This is a genomic window from Polaribacter filamentus (assembly GCF_002943715.1).
GTDB classification, from domain to species: Bacteria; Bacteroidota; Bacteroidia; order Flavobacteriales; family Flavobacteriaceae; genus Polaribacter; species Polaribacter filamentus.
In genome coordinates this window covers 272881-291945 of the sequence record NZ_MQUA01000013.1, presented here as the reverse complement: position 1 = coordinate 291945, position 19065 = coordinate 272881, and the positions used below count along the sequence as shown (strand labels likewise).

16 protein-coding genes and 1 pseudogene are annotated in these 19065 nt (G+C 32.4%); 8 read left to right on the top strand and 9 right to left on the bottom strand.

Translation table 11 applies throughout. The features are described from left to right. Positions 1-28: 28 nt before the first annotated feature. The 3 genes from pdhA to BST83_RS03445 all read left to right on the top strand — a co-directional run bounded on the left by pdhA (position 29) and on the right by BST83_RS03445 (position 3412). Positions 29-1018, top strand: coding sequence for a pyruvate dehydrogenase (acetyl-transferring) E1 component subunit alpha (gene pdhA / locus BST83_RS03455; RefSeq protein ID WP_104808590.1), 990 nt, complete (start codon positions 29-31; stop codon positions 1016-1018). Positions 1019-1021: 3 nt separating this feature from the next. Next, entirely contained in the window at positions 1022-2662 is a 1641-nt protein-coding gene (locus BST83_RS03450; RefSeq protein ID WP_104808589.1) for a dihydrolipoyl dehydrogenase family protein, read from the top strand. A gap of 63 nt (positions 2663-2725) precedes the next feature. Beyond that, positions 2726-3412, top strand: a complete 687-nt coding sequence (locus BST83_RS03445) for a GNAT family N-acetyltransferase (RefSeq protein ID WP_104808588.1) — start codon at positions 2726-2728, stop codon at positions 3410-3412. A 105-nt stretch (positions 3413-3517) separates the two neighbouring features. On the opposite strand, the gene BST83_RS03440 is transcribed toward BST83_RS03445, so the two are convergent. The 9 genes and pseudogenes from BST83_RS03440 to hemA form a co-directional block, all read right to left on the bottom strand. Next, positions 3518-4249 carry a hypothetical protein gene (locus BST83_RS03440; RefSeq protein ID WP_104808587.1) on the bottom strand — a complete coding sequence of 244 codons (732 nt, stop codon included), beginning with the start codon at positions 4247-4249 and terminating at the stop codon, positions 3518-3520. Positions 4250-4355: 106 nt separating this feature from the next. After that, complete coding sequence (locus BST83_RS03435) at positions 4356-5684, bottom strand: dihydrolipoamide acetyltransferase family protein (protein ID WP_104808586.1); 1329 nt, start codon at positions 5682-5684, stop codon at positions 4356-4358. Between the two features lie 181 nt (positions 5685-5865). Continuing rightward, positions 5866-6768: an oxygen-dependent coproporphyrinogen oxidase gene (hemF, locus tag BST83_RS03430; RefSeq protein WP_104808585.1), complete on the bottom strand. Its 903-nt coding sequence runs from the start codon at positions 6766-6768 to the stop codon at positions 5866-5868. Continuing rightward, a complete protein-coding gene (locus BST83_RS03425; RefSeq protein WP_104808584.1) occupies positions 6749-7504 on the bottom strand; it encodes an EI24 domain-containing protein in 756 nt (251 codons plus the stop codon). The genes hemF and BST83_RS03425 overlap by 20 nt, the downstream gene beginning before the upstream one ends. 110 nt (positions 7505-7614) lie before the next feature. Then, a pseudogene (gene hemE / locus BST83_RS03420) lies at positions 7615-8642 on the bottom strand (uroporphyrinogen decarboxylase). A 95-nt stretch (positions 8643-8737) separates the two neighbouring features. Beyond that, the gene (gene hemL, locus BST83_RS03415) at positions 8738-10027 is read right to left on the bottom strand and encodes a glutamate-1-semialdehyde 2,1-aminomutase (RefSeq protein ID WP_104810770.1); all 1290 of its coding nucleotides are present in this window, start codon (positions 10025-10027) and stop codon (positions 8738-8740) included. A gap of 86 nt (positions 10028-10113) precedes the next feature. Continuing rightward, complete coding sequence (gene hemB / locus BST83_RS03410; RefSeq protein WP_104808583.1) at positions 10114-11079, bottom strand: porphobilinogen synthase; 966 nt, start codon at positions 11077-11079, stop codon at positions 10114-10116. Between the two features lie 92 nt (positions 11080-11171). Further along, the gene (gene hemC / locus BST83_RS03405; RefSeq protein ID WP_104808582.1) at positions 11172-12764 is read right to left on the bottom strand and encodes a hydroxymethylbilane synthase; all 1593 of its coding nucleotides are present in this window, start codon (positions 12762-12764) and stop codon (positions 11172-11174) included. 10 nt (positions 12765-12774) lie between these two features. Beyond that, positions 12775-14010, bottom strand: a complete 1236-nt coding sequence (gene hemA, locus BST83_RS03400) for a glutamyl-tRNA reductase (protein WP_104808581.1) — start codon at positions 14008-14010, stop codon at positions 12775-12777. A 194-nt stretch (positions 14011-14204) separates the two neighbouring features. On the opposite strand from hemA, the gene BST83_RS03395 reads away from it, so the two are divergent. The 5 genes from BST83_RS03395 to BST83_RS03375 all read left to right on the top strand — a co-directional run bounded on the left by BST83_RS03395 (position 14205) and on the right by BST83_RS03375 (position 18666). Continuing rightward, positions 14205-15089, top strand: a complete 885-nt coding sequence (locus BST83_RS03395) for a helix-turn-helix transcriptional regulator (RefSeq protein ID WP_104810769.1) — start codon at positions 14205-14207, stop codon at positions 15087-15089. A 23-nt stretch (positions 15090-15112) separates the two neighbouring features. Continuing rightward, positions 15113-15619 (top strand): TrmH family RNA methyltransferase, encoded by a 507-nt coding sequence (locus BST83_RS03390; RefSeq protein WP_104808580.1) that lies wholly within the window; start codon positions 15113-15115, stop codon positions 15617-15619. Between the two features lie 68 nt (positions 15620-15687). Then, entirely contained in the window at positions 15688-16704 is a 1017-nt protein-coding gene (gene hemH / locus BST83_RS03385) for a ferrochelatase (RefSeq protein WP_104808579.1), read from the top strand. Between the two features lie 108 nt (positions 16705-16812). After that, positions 16813-17400 carry a CopD family protein gene (locus BST83_RS03380; RefSeq protein WP_104808578.1) on the top strand — a complete coding sequence of 196 codons (588 nt, stop codon included), beginning with the start codon at positions 16813-16815 and terminating at the stop codon, positions 17398-17400. Between the two features lie 27 nt (positions 17401-17427). Next, entirely contained in the window at positions 17428-18666 is a 1239-nt protein-coding gene (locus tag BST83_RS03375) for a TCR/Tet family MFS transporter (RefSeq protein ID WP_104808577.1), read from the top strand. Positions 18667-19065: the final 399 nt, after the last annotated feature.

Sequence of the window (19065 nt, the reverse complement as noted above, 5' to 3'; positions counted from 1 at the left end):
TGTATACAACAAACAACAATCATTAAGAATGAAAGAAATCACCAAACAAACCTATTTAGATTGGTACAAAGACATGCTTTTCTGGCGTAAGTTCGAAGATAAATTAGCATCAGTTTATATTCAACAAAAAGTTAGAGGTTTTTTGCACTTGTATAACGGTCAAGAAGCTATTTTAGCAGGGGCGCTCCATGCAATGGATTTATCGAAAGATAAAATGATTACTGCGTACAGAAATCATGTACAACCAATTGGTATGGGAGAAGATCCCAAACGTGTAATGGCAGAGCTGTATGGTAAAGTAACTGGTACTTCTAAAGGGATGGGTGGCTCTATGCATATCTTCTCTAAAGAATTTCGTTTTTATGGAGGTCATGGAATCGTTGGTGGTCAAATACCTTTAGGAGCTGGTTTAGCTTTTGCAGACAAATACAAAGGAAGTGACGCTGTAACTTTAACTTGTTTTGGAGACGGAGCTGCAAGACAAGGTTCTTTGCATGAAGCATTTAACATGGCAATGTTGTGGAAATTACCTGTAATTTTTATTGTTGAAAACAATGGATATGCAATGGGAACATCTGTAGACAGAACCGCAAATCATACTGATATTTGGAAACTTGGTTTAGGATATGAAATGCCTTGTGGACCCGTTGATGCAATGAATCCAATAAAAGTTGCGGAAGCTGTTGATGAAGCGATTCAAAGAGCAAGACGTGGTGATGGACCTACATTCTTAGAAATGAAAACATATAGATATAGAGGTCACTCAATGTCTGATGCGCAACAATATAGAACTAAAGACGAAGTTGAAGAATATAAGAAAATAGATCCAATTAATCAGGTTTTAGACATAATCAAAGAAAAAGAATATGCTACAGAAGAAGAGATTGACGCTATCAATAAAGAAGTAAAAAGAATGGTGAAAGAATGTGAAAAATTCGCAGAAGACTCACCTTACCCAGAACCACAACAATTATATGATATGGTTTATGAACAAAAAGATTATCCTTTTATAAGTTAAAATATGGCAACAATTATAAACATGCCCAGACTAAGCGACACCATGGAAGATGGTGTTGTGGCAAAATGGTTAAAGAGTGTTGGAGATAAAATTGAAGAAGGTGATATTTTAGCCGAAATTGAAACAGATAAAGCTACAATGGAGTTTGAATCTTTTCATGAAGGAACTTTATTATATATAGGAACTCAAGAAGGTGAAACTTCACCTGTTGACACTTTGTTAGCTATTATTGGTGAAGAAGACGAAGATATTTCTGATATTTTAAAAACAAGTTCAAAAACTGCAAAAACAGAAATTAAAGAAGAAGTAGAAGAAGTAAAAACTTCTGACGATTCAAATACTGATGCCGTTGTAATACCTAAAGGTGTAGAAGTAATTTCTATGCCACGTTTAAGTGATACAATGACAGATGGTACAGTAGCTGCTTGGTTAAAAAAAGTTGGAGACAAAGTTGAAGAAGGAGATATTTTAGCTGAAATTGAAACAGACAAAGCTACAATGGAATTTGAATGTTTCTATGAAGGAACTATTCTTTACATAGGCGTTCAAGAAGGAGAAACAGCTCCTGTAGACGGCCTTTTAACTATTATTGGACCTGCAGGTACAGATGTCTCTGCAATCATTGCAGCTAGAAATACATCTTCTGATAAAGCATCAGAAAAAGCTACTTCATCAGAAAATAAAGAAGAGAAAAAAGAGGAAGCGGTAGTTGTTGAGCAAACATCTACAAATGATACTTCTACAAATAATTCTGGAGGACGCATTTTTGCATCCCCTTTGGCTAAAAAGATTGCTTCGGATAAAGGTATTAATTTAGCCGATGTGAATGGTTCTGGAGAAAATGGTAGAATCATCAAAAAAGATGTAGAAAATTACACACCTTCTGCCAAACCAGTTGAAACTGCTAAATCTGAATTTTCTGCACCTACCGCACCTGCAATGAGTTTTGTTGCTGCTGGTGAAGAAAAATCTGAAGACGTTAAGAATTCTCAAATGCGCAAAGCAATTGCAAAATCTTTAGGTAATTCTAAATTTACAGCACCAGACTTCAGTTTAAATATTGTAGTTGATATGGACAACGCAATGGCTTCTAGAAAAACCATAAATGAAATTCCAGATACAAAAGTATCTTTTAACGATATGGTTGTAAAAGCTTGCGCAATGGCATTAAAAAAACATCCACAAGTAAATACATCCTGGACAGAAGAAAACACAATTTATCACAGCCATATTCACGTTGGCGTTGCTGTCGCTGTTGATGATGGTTTATTAGTGCCAGTTATAAAACACACAGACCAATTAAGTTTAACGCAAATTGGTGCAGGTGTTAGAGATTTAGCAGGTAAAGCTAGAAATAAGAAATTAGCGCCTACAGAAATGCAAGGAAGTACTTTTACGGTTTCTAACCTAGGCATGTTTGGGATCGAAAATTTTACTTCTATCATCAATCAACCTAACTCTGCTATTTTATCTGTTGGTGCAATTGTGCAAAAACCAGTTGTTAAAGACGGAGAAATAGTTGTTGGTAATACAATGAATTTAACTTTAACTTGTGATCACAGAACTGTTGATGGTGCAGTTGGAGCTCAATTTTTACAAACATTAAAAACGTTTATAGAAAACCCAGTTACAATGTTAGCTTAGGTTTTTAAAACTATATTTCATAAAAAAGCTCGCAATTTGCGAGTTTTTTTTATATCAAAATGAATGAACAATTTACAAGAAAAACTTAAAAATCCTGTTTGGTATTCATTAAACGAAACTCACAAAAAGTTTTTAATAGAATTTGATGGAGTCCAGTTTTATAAACCAGAGATATGCAGTTTTGGCGCTTTCTTTGATGAAACAAAAACGGCAAAAGCTTTAAATGAATATTCAAAGATTGCAGATAAATTCTATTTAGTTTCAGAAAACCAGGAACCTATAATAGATACCGATCATGTAGTTTTAAAAAAGAAAATTGATGGTTGCCAAATGGTTTTAGAAAATTTAATCGATATAGAAATAACTGAAAATATTGTTTTATTATCAGAAAAGTACATTGATGAAATTTATGATCTAATTTGGTTAGTAATGCCGGGATATTATCAAAAAAAAGGTTTTGAAATGGGTAAATATTATGGAATATTTAAAGATAATAAACTCGTTTCTATTACAGGTCAAAGAATGCAAACTGATAATTTTATTGAAGTGAGCGGGGTTGTTACACATCCAGATTATACAAAAAAAGGGTATGCAAAACAATTAGTTGCCTACACGACAAAAGGAATTTTAAAAGAAAAAAAGCTACCTATTTTACATACAAACAAAGGGAATCCTGCAATTTCACTATATGAAAAACTAGGATACAAATTAACTAGAGACATGAATTGGTGGTTGTTTTCTAAGAAGTAAAAGAAATTAATTAGCCCTTCTAAAAATTAGTCTTTTGCCTTTTACAAGAAAAAAAAGCCTTGAGAAATTAATTCTCAAGGCTTTTTAATTTATAAAAGCAGTACACTACAATTTAGTCATTGTCATTGAAACTTTGGAATTCATTTCTTGTCCTTGAACAGAAAGTGCCATATCTATATTTGAATTTAATGGAACTCCAGTTTTTCTATCAATTGCCATAGTTCCTGTGATATCGCCAGTTGCCATTCCTGAAGATTTACCTGTAATTTCTAACTCAACTTTATCTTTTAAAATAGAAGTAACTTTATAAACAAAATCTAAAACCATTCCTTTTTCGTTTTTTTGAAAAGCCCAAGTAGAACCTACTTTTAAAGCTTCTTTTGGATATACAACATTAGATTGATTTGCAAAATCAGTCATTCCAGGCACATTTGGTTCTGCCATAACTTCTATAACTTCCCCTAAATCATTTCCTTTAGCAGTAAGCACAGCTTCTAACATAGGAGACATTTGACCTTTCATCATTTTACCAGCCTCATCCAATTCCTCATCACTTTTGGTAGAATCAAAACTCATTACGTTACCGCCTTGTAACATATCCATCGTCATTTTTGTAAATGTCATTTCGGTAATATTTGTATCACCAGTAACATCAACAACTTTCATATTCATATCTATGTTCATTCCCATAGACATAACGGTTCCCATTTCTTGAGACATCGTCATTTTTGCAGCATAAACGTCTCCTTTTGTGTAATTTAACCTTAACAATACTGTTTCTTGACCAAAGCTAATTGTACATGATACAACTAGAAATAAAACTAACAATTTTTTCATTCTTCTTTTTTAAATTAATATTTCTTTTTGAAAGACGAAGATACTAGTTTAAAACAAAAAACGCTTGGAATATTCCAAGCGTTTTTTACAATTATGTATAGAACGTTTAAAAATCTTGATTAGGATCCCAAGCTTCTAAAATTTCTTTAAGAGTATTAATAAACATTCCACCTAAAGCACCATTTACAACTCGATGATCGTACGAATGAGATACAAACATTTTCTGTCTTATTCCTATAAAATCGCCATCTGGTGTTTCAATTACAGCGGGCATTTTTCTAATAGCACCTAAAGCTAAAATTGCTACTTGTGGCTGATTTATTATGGGTGTTCCCATTACAGAACCAAAACCTCCTACATTTGTAACCGTGTAAGTTCCTCCTTGAATATCGTCAGGTTTTAAAGCATTCTTTCTAGCTCTTGAGGCTAAATCATTTACAACTTTTGTCATGCCAACTAAATTTAGCTGATCTGCATTTTTAATAACAGGCACAATTAAATTTCCATCAGGTAAAGCCGCTGCCATTCCTAGATTTATATTTTTCTTTTTGATGATGTTATCACCATCTATTGCAATATTTATTAATGGATATTTTTTTATTGTAGTTGCAACTGCTTGCATTAAAATTGGAGTATACGTAAGCTTCTCTCCTTCTCTATTAAAGAAAGCATCTTTTACTTTTTCTCTCCATTTTACGATATTCGTAACATCAATTTCGATAAATGATTGCACATGAGCAGAAGTCACAACAGAGTTAACCATATGTTTTGCAATGAGTTTCCCCATTCTACTCATTTCAATAATTTCGTCTTCACCGTTTACAGAAACAGGAGCAGGTTTCGCTATTGTTTTTTCTATTTGTTTTGGTGTTTCAACTTTTATTGCCGCTGGTGTAGCCGTTTTTTGTGGTGCTTTCCCTTTATTTTCTATATACGATAAAATATCTTCTTTGGTTACTCTACCTTCTTTTCCTGTCCCAGAAATACTTTCTAATTCTTGCATCGAAATACTTTCCGTTTGTGCAATATTTCTTACTAAAGGAGAATAAAATTTACCTGAATCAGAAGTTTTAGAAATTGGAGTTGAAACTATTTCTGTAGCTTTCTCAATTGATTTTTCTACTTCGGTAACTTCTTTAGGAGTTTCAGTAGCAATTTCAGCTTTAGGCTTTGCTTCAACTGCATTAGTCCCCACTTCAGTTTCTATAATTGCGATGGTTTCACCAACTGCAACAACATCATCTTTCTGATATAAAATTTCAATTAAAGTTCCTTCTACTTCACTCGGAACCTCAGAATCAACCTTATCTGTGGCGATTTCTACGATAGCTTCATCTAATTCAATGGTGTCTCCTACTTCTTTTAACCAAGAAGTAATGGTTGCTTCCGCAACACTTTCGCCCATTTTAGGTAACTTTAATTCAAATCTTGCCATTTTTAACTGATTTTGAGATTGCAAAAATACTAAAATTCACTGATTTTTCACAAATTTACGAATGAAAATAAAATAATAAATAAAGTGATTTTATGTTATTCGTAAAATACATAGCTATAGAATGTTTTATTTTAACATATCTATCACTTTTGAACTATAAAGCTACTAATTCATTAATTAACTAAACCCAATCTCTAGGATTCATCAAAATATACAAAAGTCTTTCTTCCTCCGAATTTTCTTCTGGTCGATGGTTGTATTTCCACTGCACGATTGGCGGCAAACTCATTAGAATGCTTTCTATTCTGCCATTTGTCTTTAAACCAAAAAGTGTTCCTCTATCGTGTACTAAATTGAACTCTACATAACGACCTCTTCTCACTTCTTGCCAATCTTTATGTGCTTTTGTAAACTTAATTTCCTTCCTTTTTTCAACAATTGGTACATAGCTTTCTAAAAAACTATTTCCAACTTCTGTTACAAAATTAAACCTATCTTCTATTGAAAAAGCTTCTGTTTCTTTCTGATAATCAAAGAACAAACCGCCAATTCCACGCGCTTCGTTTCTGTGTGAATTCCAAAAATATTCATCACACGTTTTTTTAAACTTCAGATAAAATTCCGAATTATGTTTGTCACAGGCCATTTTACAAACTGCATGAAAATGAGTTGCATCTTCATCAAATAAATAATAAGGTGTTAAATCTTGACCTCCTCCAAACCATTGAGTTACAATATTCCCAGCTTCATCATACATTTCAAAATAACGCCAATTCGCATGCACAGTTGGCACAAAAGGATTTACTGGATGCAAAACTAAACTCAATCCACAAGCAAAAAAGTTTCCTTCTTTTACTTTAAATTGATTTCTTAAAACTTCTGGCAATTCTCCATAAACAGCAGAAATATTTACGCCTCCTTTTTCAAAAATAGCTCCGTTTTCAATAACACGCGTTCTTCCTCCTCCACCTTCTTCTCTTTCCCAAATATCTTCTTCAAAGGTTGCAAGCCCGTCAACATCTTCTAATTTAGAAGTAATTTGTTCTTGTAAGTTTTCTATGTATTTATAAAACTGATCTTTCATCTTCTTGATTTAATAAAGCTACCGTTTTTACGGATGCAGCCGTTACAGATAATGGTAAAACGATGATAATTCCCAGAGCAGGGATTAACAAACACAACATAAAAACAATTCCGTTTCCAATAGAAACTCCTTTGTTTTTAGCAATAAAATTGATACTTTCCTTATAGTTTAAATGCCTTTCTAATGTATAATCCATATTTCCAAAACCTGCATAATATGCTTGTACTAGAACCAACAAAATAGTAGAAAAAATATTTACTATAGGAATAAACTTTAATAATAAAATAGGAATTGTAATCAAAATTTCTTTTCCTAAATTTCTGATATTAATTCTAATTCCTCTCCATAATTGCTCCTTGAAAGTAGTTTTTCTATGATTGTGTTTTAAACTTCCATTGATATGAATTTCTATCTTTTCTGAAACAGTACTCATGAATGGCGCTGATAATGCTAAAATAATATGCTTGTACAAAATTAAGCCAATCACTAAAACAAAAATGGCTCCGATAAAAGAAGTAATTATAGTGACAGTTTCTTTTCCCCAATCCCAAATCCATATTTCAGCTAAAAAGACGCCAATATTATCTGACAATCCATACGCTGTAAAACCAATAAATGTTGCCGTTAGAATGCTGATTACAATCGGAATTATAAAATATTGCCAAAGTTTTAGTTTAGAGATTAAACTAAAAGCACCTGCGTAACCACTAATTCCTGAAAGTATATTTTTAATCATTAGCGTTGGTTTGCGTTAGCGATTGAAATGACATCCTTTTATGAGTTTACGAATAAAAGATAAAATGAAAAGCGCGACCTTTAGGTAACGCCCAAAATAATACTATCTTTTTATGAAACTTTATATTCTTTTACTGCATCTACAAATGCTTTCGCATTTTCTACAGGAATATTTGGTAAAATTCCATGTCCTAAATTTACAATATACCGATCTTTCCCAAATTCATTAATCATTTGATGCACCATTTTTTTGATTTCTGCTGGCGGAGACAATAACCTTGATGGATCGAAATTACCTTGTAACGTGATATTTCCTCCTGATAAATAACGTGCGTTTCTTGCAGAGCAAGTCCAATCAACACCCAAAGCTGAGGCACCAGATTTTGACATATCTCCTAAAGCAAACCAGCAACCTTTTCCAAAAGCAATTACAGGTGTAATATCTTTTAAAGCGTCTATAATTTGCTGCATATATTGCCAAGAAAATTCTTGATAATCTACTGGAGACAACATTCCCCCCAAGAATCAAAAAGCTGAACAGCGTTTACACCTGCTTCCACTTTTGCTTTTAAATAAGCAATTGTTGTATCTGTTATTTTTTGCAATAATGAGTGTGCAACAACAGGGTTCGTAAAACATAATTCTTTTGCTTTATCAAAGTTTTTAGAACCTTGACCTTGCACACAATAGCATAAAATAGTCCACGGTGAACCTGCAAAACCAATTAACGGAACATCATCATTCAGCTTTTCTTTGGTTGCTTTTATAGCTTCCATTACGTAGCCTAAAGATTGATGAACATCAGGGACAATTACGCGATCTAAGTCTTTTTGAGTACGAATTGGATTTGGTAAATAAGGACCAAAATCTGGTTTCATTTGTACTTCAATATTCATTGCTTGAGGAATTACCAAAATATCCGAAAACAAAATAGCAGCGTCCATTCCGTATCTACGAATTGGTTGCACCGTAATTTCTGACGCTAATTCTGGAGTTTGGCAACGGGTGAAGAAATCGTATTTCTTTTTGATTACTTGAAACTCTGGCAAATATCTTCCTGCTTGACGCATCATCCAAACGGGAGGTCTGTTTACAGTTTCGCCTTTTAAGGCTCTTAAAAATAAATCGTTTTTTATCATTATATTCTCTTACGTCATTGCGAATGTAATGAAGCAATCTACTTATAAGTTAACAGATTACTTCGTCATTCTTCCTCGTAATGACGGTTTATTATTTACATTTTTGAAACAGCAAGCATCGCTTTATCTACCGCTTCAGCTATTTTTTTAATATCCTTATCTGTTAATGCTGATGACAAAAACCAAGACTCAAATTGACTTGGAGGTAAGAAAACTCCGTTTTTAATCATCTCCCAAAAGAAAACTGCAAATTTCTTAGAATCGGAAGCCTTCGCTTCTTCAAAATTAGTAACTTCTCCTTTTCTAAAGAAGGGGTTGAGCATAGAACCAAATCTATTTACTACTAAATTTACTTTATATTTTCTTGCAGTTTCTATTAAAAATATTTCAATAATACCTGCATGTTCTTCAAATTGCTCATACGGATTTTGTTTTTTCAACTCAGTTAAAGTCGCTATTCCTGCTGCCATAGCAATCGGATTTCCGCTTAAAGTTCCTGCTTGATACATTTCTCCTAATGGCGCAACTTGCTCCATAATTTCGTTTCTTGCACCGTAAGCGCCAACCGGGAAACCTCCACCAATTACTTTTCCTAAACACGTAATATCCGCTTCAACGCCTAATAATTCTTGAGCTCCACCAAATTTAGAGCGGAAACCTGTCATTACTTCATCAACAATTAAAAGCGCTCCTTTTGATTCTAAATATTTTTTTAATTCTTTTAGAAAGTCATCTTCTGGAAGCACAACGCCCATATTTCCAGTAATTGGTTCAATAATTACTGCCGCGATATCGTCATGCCTTTTAAAGTGTTTTTTTACACTTTCTAAATCATTAAATTCCGAAATTAGCGTATTTTTTACAGCGCCTTCTGGAACCCCTTTTGAACCCGGTAAACTTAATGTTGCCAAGCCAGAACCAGCAGCTACTAATAATGCATCTTGATGACCGTGATAACAACCTGCAAATTTTATAATTTTATCTTTCCCTGTAAATGCTCTTGCTAAACGAATTCCGCTTAATACCGCTTCCGTTCCCGAACTTACAAAACGTACTTTGTCCATTCCTGGAAAAGCACTACAGACTATTTCGGCTAAATCAATTTCACTTTCTGTGGATGCTCCATAGGAATAGCCATTCTTCAACGCTTTTTTAATTGCTTTTTGCACTTTTCTATGACGGTGACCTAAAATCATAGGACCGTAAGACAGCACTAAATCTATATATTCATTGTCATCAGCATCAATAATTTTACTTCCTTTTGCTTTTTTAATAAACAACGGATTTCCACCAACAGAAGTAAATGCTCGTACGGGAGAATTTACAGCTCCTACAAGATGAACTAATCCTTTTTCGTATAATTTTTGTGATTTTTCGAATTTCATAATTAATGTGTAATTGTATATTTGTGTAATTGTGTAATTGTTTCCTTTCGGATGCCAACAGGCACACAATTAAACGATTAAACAGTTTAACGCTGTAACAAAACCTTAGCTGCCTCCTTAGCAAAATAAGTGATAATGATGTCTGCTCCAGCTCTTTTCATAGATAGTAAACTTTCCATCATTACTTTTTCGCCATCAATCCAACCTTTTTCTGCAGCTGCTTTTATCATTGCATACTCTCCGCTTACATTATAACACGCAATTGGTCTGTCAAAATTATTTTTTAAATCCCTGATGATATCTAAATAAGACAAGGCTGGTTTTACCATTAAAATATCCGCGCCTTCTTGATCGTCAAAAGTTGCTTCACGCATGCCTTCATCTCTGTTTGAAGGATCCATTTGATAGGTTCTTCTATCACCAAAAGTGGGTGCAGAATCTGCAGCTTCTCTAAAAGGACCGTAAAAAGCGGATGCATATTTTACAGAATACGCCATAATTGGCAAGTTTACAAAACCTGAGTTGTCTAAAGATTCACGAACCATAGAAATTGTTCCATCCATCATCCCTGAAGGCGCAACCATATCAACACCTGCTTTTGCGTGCGAAATTACTTGTTTTGCAATATTCACTAGAGTTGCATCATTATCAACATCATTTTCATGAATAATTCCACAATGACCATGAGAAGTATATTCGCAAAAACAAACATCTGTAATTACATATAAACTTGGGTAGTTTTTCTTGATAAAACGAATTGCTTGTTGCATAATTCCTTTATCGTTCCAAGTTTCTGTGCCCTGGTCATCCTTGGTTGATGGGATTCCGAATAGTAAAACTGCTGGAATATTTAACGAAACAACCTCGTCTAATTCTTTCGATATTCTATCCAAAGAAAAGCGTTTGATTCCAGGCATTGAAACAATTTCTGTTTCTATATTTTCTCCTTCTTCTATAAATAATGGATATACAAAATCGTCAACAGATAATTTAGTTTCTCTTACTAATCTTCTGATTCCTTCTGATTTTCTAAGTCTTCTTGTACGAAACATAAAATTTATTTTTTTATTTCATTTTGAGTTAGATAGAAGTAATCTACTTTTTAAGCTTGAGATTGCTTCGTCATCCTTTCTCGCAATGACATTTATTCTTTTGAAAAATAAGTATTCACCAACTCTAAAGCACTATCAACACTTGGTAAATTAGCAACTTCTACTTTTTCAAAATGTTTTCTTGCTTCTAATGCAGTAGTTTCACCAATACAAAAAGCAACTCTATTTGTATTATTTTTTTGTAGATAACTCTCAATTCCTGATGGACTAAAAAATAAAACTCCAGAAACTTCAGCATCAATTTCTACGGGACTTAACATCGTTTTATATGCCTCAACTTCGTTCACAATGATGTCGTGACTTTGTAGATAAGCTGGTAAAATATCTAATCTCAAATTGCTGCAAAAATAAGTTACTTCTTTATTTTCTAGTTCTTTGGACAAGTATTCCGCTAAATTTTTCGCATTTTTTGCTACATGAACAACTTTACCAATTCTGTTTTCAATTAATTTTTTGGTTCTTCTACCAACGCAGAAAATATTCTTGAATTTTATTTCATCCTTTGTAAAAGAATTTAAAATTGCTTCGACGCCATTTTGACTCGTTATAATAACATTCTCAATTTTAGTTTTCATCACTTTTGGCGAAATTCTATTAAAACGAATTTTGATAAAATCACTATCTAGAATGTCAATTGCGCGAGAAATTATTTCCTTTTGAACTTTAGAAAGCTTTTTGGTAGAATATATAGATTGAAGATTTGCAGCAGTTTCTTGATCTTCTAGAATCAACTCTTTTCCTCCTCTATTAATTACGTAATCTGCACAATCTTTAGCCAAAAGTCTATGGCTTCCCATTTTTGCATTTTGATTTACAGTAATTTTTTTACTACCATCTTTTTTAAGTAAAACTCCTTTAAAATTAATTTCTTGAGTCTTTTCATCAACAAATGCTAATGCCCCAATTGGCGCCGTGCATCCACCTTCTAAAAGGTGTAAAAATTCACGCTCTATACCAACGCATACTTTGGTTTCATAATGATTTAATTGTTCGCAAGCTTCTTTCGTAAATTCATCATTTTCTAGACAAACAACCATAATTGCACCTTGCGCTGGTGCAGGAATCATCCAAGTTAAAGGTATTGCGCCAGCATCTCTGAGACCGAGCCTTTCTAAACCTGCAGCAGCAAAAACGGCTCCATTCCAAGTTTCGCTATTTTCTAACTTCTCTAAACGCGTAATTACATTTCCTCTTAAATCTTCTACTTTGTGCGTAGGATAGCGATTTAACCATTGTGCCTTTCTGCGTATACTTCCAGTTGCTATAATTCCGTTTGGCTGACCAAAAAACTCTTCGGTATCTTTTAAAACTAACAAATCTGTATAATTCGCACGTTTTAAAACAGCAATTTGAATGATGCCTACTGGTAAGACAGTTGGAACATCTTTCATAGAATGCACCGCAATATCAATTTCACCATTTAACATGGCAATATCTAAGCTTTTGGTGAAAATACCTGTAATTCCCAATTCGTATAAAGGTTTATCCTGAATAAGATCACCTGTTGATTTTATAGGAACTAGTACTGATTGATAGCCTAAGGTTTCTAATTCTTTACGGACTTTATTTGCCTGCCAAAGAGCTAATTTACTTTCGCGCGTACCAATTCTTATAATTTTTTGCATGTATTTTTTATTAGTGTTGAAACACTTTATTAATTACTTGAAGACTCTGAGCAACAGACGTTTCTTCATTTTTTAAATGTTTCACAAACTGTGTTGTAATTTTTTGAATGATGCGGGAAGTTAAGATTTCTGCTTGATTTTCATCAAAATTATTTATTTTCTTTTTCTGAAAATTTATTTCATCATTTTTAATATTCTCTAAGGATATTTTTAACGCCGCAATTGTTGGCGTAAATCTTCTGTGATTTAACCAGCTTTTAAACTCTTTTTTATGCGTTTCTATAATGCTTTCTGCAAGGGGAACTTCTTGCAAACGAATTGCCAAAGTTTCAAACGTAATTTGAGAAAGCTCATCAATATTTACCAAAGAAACGCCTTTAAGAGCAGCTACATCCTTCGATACATTTTGTGGCATTGACAAATCTAAAATCAATAATTCTTTATCTTTAGCAATATGTTTTGCAGTAATTGTTGGCTTGATAGCGCCAGTAGAAACGATTAAAACATCTGCTTTTTTTATTTCTTTGGATAAATTTTCAATAACCGATTTTCGAATAGAAACATGCTCCTCTATAAATTTTGCAGCTTTTTCTTCTGTTCTATTTATTAGACAAACCGATTTGTTCTGTGTGTATTCCGCTAAGTTTTTACACGTGTGTTTGCCCATTTTACCTAAACCAAAAACTAAAATATTTTTAGAGTTGTAATCTGGGAAATTTTTAATAATATATTGCACTGCTGCGTAAGAAACAGATGTAGTTCCTGAACTTAATTTAGTTTCATTTTTAACACGCTTACTCGCCTGTAAAACACTGTTTATCAATCTTTCTAAATAGGCATTTGTCGTCTTTAAAGATTTGGCTAATTTAAAAGATTGCTTTAATTGACCAACAATTTCATAATCGCCTAAAATCTGACTCTCTAAACCGGTACCAATTCTAAATAATTGATTTACAGCTTCCTGATCCTTATAAATATTAGATACTTTTGAAAATTCCTGAATTGTTCCTTCAGAGAATTCGCATAAAAGTTCTATTAATTGACAAGGTCGTTCTGCAAAACCAGAAATTTCTGTTCTGTTACACGTTGATAAAATAAATACTCCAGTATAGCCTCTTACTTTAGAAAGCTCTAACAGCGCAATTTGATTTTCTTTAGATAAAGAAAATTTACCGCGCGTTTTAGCATCCGCTTTTTTGTAACTAACTCCAATATTGTAAAAGTACTCTTGCCTGTCCTCTAGCATAATTTGTAAAAGTTATACAAAAGTAAATACTTCATTAATAAAAAAATGTCGCTAAAAGTACTTTTTATAACGATAACAGTTTTTTGTTATATTTTAACATAATAAAATTAAAGAAACCCTTATTTTTGCAAGAGAATTAAGACTATAAATCAATTTTATATAGAATGATTCTAAATAGAACTAAAACAAAAATTATGTTTAAAAATGTCGGAGAAAGTTCTTTTGATGAGATTACGCTAGAAAAAGGTTTTTATGTGCTTCATTTTCAGAATGAAAGCAACATTGTTCAAAATTTTGAAAGAGAAATTAACAGTACATTTATACAAATGCATTTTTGTATGCGCGGAAACTCGAAATTTCTTTTCAATAATGGTTCTTATTCTTTTGATGTTTTAGACAATAGATCCATTTTATTATACAATCCGCAACGAGTTTTATCTATTAATTTAGAAATTCAGCCAAAAACAACTTTAATTTCTTTATTAATTTCTATTGAAAAATTCCACTCCTTATTTTCTAAAGAATCTGGTTATATTCCTTTTTTAAGCAATGAAAATAGCAACAAAAAATACTATGATGATAAGGAAATAAAACCAACGGTATCAATCGTTTTACAACAAATCATCAACTCTAACATCAATAGTTCTATTAGAGAATTATATGTAAAAGGTAAAGTATACGAATTATTGAGTTTACACTTTCAAAAAGATGAAACGGCAGAAGGAGAATATTGTCCTTTTTTAGTGGATGAACAAAATGTTTTAAAAATTAGAAAAGCAAAAGAAATTATTATTTCTAGAATGGCGGAACCACCAAGTTTGCAGGAATTGGCTAATGAAATCGGTCTAAACATCAAAAAATTAAAAGAGGGCTTTAAGCAAATTTATGGCGATTCCGTATTTAGTTTTTTATTTGATTATAAAATGGAACACGCAAGAAGATTGCTAGAAACCAATCAATTTAACGTAAATGAAGTTGGCACACAAGTTGGTTACAGCACTGCAAGTCATTTTATTGCAGCCTTTAAAAAGAAATTTGGCACAACGCCGAAGAAATATGTAATGAGTTTACAAAGTTAAAAGTTAGAAGAAAAATATACAATTTGAAACAACTTACACATTATGATATCGAAAATAATCATAAACAATTTCCAATAACGATTGTTTGTGACGCGATTAGAACTCCAGAAAATATCGGAATGTGTTTTCGTATTTCTGAGAGTTTTGGTGTACAAAAAATCTATTTTCATACAAATTCGCCTTCTGTAGAAAACAGAAAGGTGATTAATACCGCAAGAAATACCATCAATCAAATTGAACATGATTTTTATGCTGATTTTAATACTATTATTCATCAATTAAAAGCAGAAGGAAATACAATTATTGGTATAGAAATTACTGATAAAAGCATCAATATTCAAGATTTTAATTTTAAAAATCATCAAAAAATCGTCTTACTTTTGGGTAGTGAAAGAAACGGAATTGAAAATATCAAATTAGTTGATCATACAATTGCAATACCAATGTTTGGGAGAAATTCGAGCATGAATGTAATTCATAGTTTGGCGATTACGCTTTATGAGGTTACCAACCAATTAGTAAAAAAATAAAAATTAATTCTGAAATAAGCTCAGAATAATAAGAATATAAATAGTTACTGAAATAAATTCAGCACACAATGAAAGGAGTTTTATTAGTTAATTTAGGGTCGCCAGCAAGCACATCCACAAAAGATGTTAGAAAATATTTAGACCAATTTTTAATGGATGAGCGTGTTATTGATGCACCATATTGGCTTCGAGCAATACTAGTTCGAGGAATCATTTTAAATACGAGACCAAAAAAATCTGCAAAAGCATATAAAAAAATCTGGTGGGATGAAGGTTCACCATTAATTGTTTTATCAGAAAGATTACATACCAAAGTACAAGAAAAAACAGAATTACCGGTTGCCTTGTCAATGCGTTATGGCGACCCATCTATGAAAACTGGGTTAAAAGAATTGCATGACAAAGGTGTTACAGATGTGCTGATTATTCCGCTATATCCACAGCATGCAATGGCAACTACCGATACAATTTTGGTATTAGCCGAGCAATTGAGAAAAGATTTTTTTCCGCAAATGACGTTCACAGATATTCCTGCTTTTTATCACAAGAAAGAGTATATCAAAGTATTAGCAGAAAGCATTAAGACTTCTTTAGAGGGTAAAGAATGGGATAAAATTTTGTTCTCTTATCACGGAATACCAGAAAGACATGTTAGAAAATCTGACATCACAAAAAGCCATTGTAAACCTAATGATAGTGTAAACTTTGAATGCTGTAAAACGGCTTCTCCTGCTCATGAATTTTGTTATAAGCATCAATGTTATGAAACGACGAGGCAAGTTGTAGAGTATTTAGGTATAGAGCCACATCAACACTTTGTTTCTTTTCAATCTAGATTAGCTGGTGACCCATGGTTACAGCCTTACACAGATAAAATGCTTGAGAAATACCCAAATGAAGGTGTAAAAAAATTAGCAGTTGTTACGCCGGCATTTGTGTCTGATTGTTTAGAGACTTTAGAGGAAATTGCCATGGAAGGTAAAGAAGAGTTTTTAAAAGCTGGTGGCGAAAAATTTTACGCAATTCCGTGTATTAATGATAATGACGACTGGGTAGATGTTTTAGTAAATTGGATGGAAGCATGATTTTTTTTTTAGCTGATGACTGATTGCCATTCATTAAAATACATCAGTTTAATACGTTCCATACCAAAGTCATTAAAATGTATTACTTTGAAATCAAATTATAAATAAATGGATTACTTATACGTAAAAGCATTACATATCATTTTCGTGGTTACTTGGTTTGCTGGTTTATTTTATATTCCGAGGTTATTTATATATCACGTTGAGGCAGAAAACAAACCTGAACCTGCAAAAGAAATTTTACAAACTCAGTATAAATTAATGACGAAACGGCTGTGGTACATTATTACTTGGCCATCTGCCATTTTAGCAAGTTTCTTTGCGATTTGGCTGCTTGTTAAAAACCCTTATTATTTATCTGAACCTTGGATGCATGTTAAACTAGCATTCGTTCTAGCCTTGTATTTTTACCATTATTATTGTCAAGTAATTTATGGTCAGCTACAAAGAGATATCATTAAATATTCCGCTTTTAAGCTAAGAATTTGGAACGAAGTTGCCACTATTATTCTTTTTGCAGTGGTATTTTTAGTGACACTAAAAAGTGCCATTAATTGGATTTGGGGAGTTATTGGAATTATCCTTTTTGGAGTTTTATTAATGTTAGGAATTAGACTCTACAAAAAAATTAGAGAAAAGAAATCTTGGGAAAAAGCTGAGAAAGAGGTTTTGGAAAACAATAATGATCTTAAATAGTTTTATACTTTTTGAAGGTCAAGAATAATGAAAAAAAACAAAAACCAAGCAGCTTTAGGATTCATTTTTATTACCATTTTAATTGATGTAATTGGCTGGGGAATTATTATACCTGTAATACCTGCTTTAATTGAGGAATTAATTAAAGGTGACATTAGCGAAGCTGCTAAAATTGGTGGCTGGCTTACATTTTCTTATGCAGTTACTCAATTTATATTTGCACCGCTAGTTGGGAATTTAAGTGATAAATATGGTAGAAGACCCATTATTTTAATATCTCTTTTTGGTTTTACATTAGATTATATTTTACTCGCTTTAGCACCTACAATTACCTGGCTTTTTATAGGTAGAATTATTGCAGGAATTACAGGGGCAAGTATTACAACAGCATCTGCTTATATTGCTGATATTAGTACCTCAGAAAATAGAGCTAAAAACTTTGGAATGATAGGTGCTGCTTTTGGTTTAGGCTTTATTATTGGTCCAGTAATTGGTGGATTATTAGGTCAATATGGCCCAAGAATTCCTTTTTATGCAGCTGCAATTTTGTGTTTTGTCAACTTTTTATATGGCTATTTTATTTTACCAGAATCTTTATCCAAAGAAAATAGAAGAGCTTTTGATATTAAAAGAGCAAATCCTGTTGGAAGTTTTATGAATTTAAAAAAATACCCAAAGTTAATTGGCTTGATTTTATCAATGTTTATTTTATATGTAGCCTCTCATGCCATACAAAGTAATTGGAGTTATTTTACTATGTATAAATTTAATTGGGATGAAAAAATGGTAGGTTTATCTCTTGGAGCCATTGGCCTTTTGGTCGCTTTGGTTCAAGGAGTTTTAATCCGATGGATAAATCCTAAATTAGGAAACGAAAAAAGTATTTACGTCGGTTTTGTTTTCTACAGTTTAGGAATGTTGCTTTTTGCTTTTGCAACAGAAAGTTGGATGATGTTTGTTTTTCTAATTCCTTATTGTTTGGGTGGAATTGCAGGACCTGCTTTACAAGCTGTAATTTCCAATCAAGTTCCATCAACAGAACAAGGAGAAATTCAAGGAACTTTAGCCAGTTTAATGAGTGCTTCTGCTATTGTTGGGCCACCGGTTATGACAGGAGTTTTCTATTTCTTTACACATGATGATGCTCCTTTTAAATTTGCTGGTGCTCCTTTTTTACTGGCTGCTTTTTTAATGATTATTAGTGCTTTTATGGCTTTTTATTCTTTTAAAAGAAATAGTGTAAAAACTCCAAAAAAAAAGAATTAGAAAAATAACTTTTTTTTTAGCAAACCTCTTAAATTTAAGTTTTCAAGTATCTATTTGCAAATTAACAATATAAAAATCCCTATATTTTATGAAAAATTTATTGAGTTATTTATAGCAATTATAAGCTTATCTTCCTGTAATTCTTATGATGACTATTTAGATCAAGATCCAATAATCGGAAAATGACAACTAACTTCTGCAAAGGAAGATAATATAGAATATTCTGACGATTGTAGTAGAAAATCAACAATAACATTTTTAGAAAATAAAACTTTAACTGTTACCAGTTATTACGATGATGGTAATGGTTGTGAAAACGAAGCAGACCCTTTTGGATAGGGGAATCTTGGTAATTCTAGTTACGAGCTTACTTATAACTCAACGGATAAAGAAACTATT

What these genes read in the sequence shown, in the direction of transcription:
- pdhA (WP_104808590.1), top strand. Translation starts at nt 29, where the DNA reads ATGAAAGAAATCACCAAACAAACCTATTTAGATTGGTACAAAGACATG.
- BST83_RS03450 (WP_104808589.1), top strand. Translation starts at nt 1,022, where the DNA reads ATGGCAACAATTATAAACATGCCCAGACTAAGCGACACCATGGAAGAT.
- BST83_RS03445 (WP_104808588.1), top strand. Translation starts at nt 2,726, where the DNA reads ATGAACAATTTACAAGAAAAACTTAAAAATCCTGTTTGGTATTCATTA.
- BST83_RS03440 (WP_104808587.1), bottom strand. Translation starts at nt 4,249, where the DNA reads ATGAAAAAATTGTTAGTTTTATTTCTAGTTGTATCATGTACAATTAGC.
- BST83_RS03435 (WP_104808586.1), bottom strand. Translation starts at nt 5,684, where the DNA reads ATGGCAAGATTTGAATTAAAGTTACCTAAAATGGGCGAAAGTGTTGCG.
- hemF (WP_104808585.1), bottom strand. Translation starts at nt 6,768, where the DNA reads ATGAAAGATCAGTTTTATAAATACATAGAAAACTTACAAGAACAAATT.
- BST83_RS03425 (WP_104808584.1), bottom strand. Translation starts at nt 7,504, where the DNA reads ATGATTAAAAATATACTTTCAGGAATTAGTGGTTACGCAGGTGCTTTT.
- hemL (WP_104810770.1), bottom strand. Translation starts at nt 10,027, where the DNA reads ATGAAATTCGAAAAATCACAAAAATTATACGAAAAAGGATTAGTTCAT.
- hemB (WP_104808583.1), bottom strand. Translation starts at nt 11,079, where the DNA reads ATGTTTCGTACAAGAAGACTTAGAAAATCAGAAGGAATCAGAAGATTA.
- hemC (WP_104808582.1), bottom strand. Translation starts at nt 12,764, where the DNA reads ATGCAAAAAATTATAAGAATTGGTACGCGCGAAAGTAAATTAGCTCTT.
- hemA (WP_104808581.1), bottom strand. Translation starts at nt 14,010, where the DNA reads ATGCTAGAGGACAGGCAAGAGTACTTTTACAATATTGGAGTTAGTTAC.
- BST83_RS03395 (WP_104810769.1), top strand. Translation starts at nt 14,205, where the DNA reads ATGTTTAAAAATGTCGGAGAAAGTTCTTTTGATGAGATTACGCTAGAA.
- hemH (WP_104808579.1), top strand. Translation starts at nt 15,688, where the DNA reads ATGAAAGGAGTTTTATTAGTTAATTTAGGGTCGCCAGCAAGCACATCC.
- BST83_RS03380 (WP_104808578.1), top strand. Translation starts at nt 16,813, where the DNA reads ATGGATTACTTATACGTAAAAGCATTACATATCATTTTCGTGGTTACT.
- BST83_RS03375 (WP_104808577.1), top strand. Translation starts at nt 17,428, where the DNA reads ATGAAAAAAAACAAAAACCAAGCAGCTTTAGGATTCATTTTTATTACC.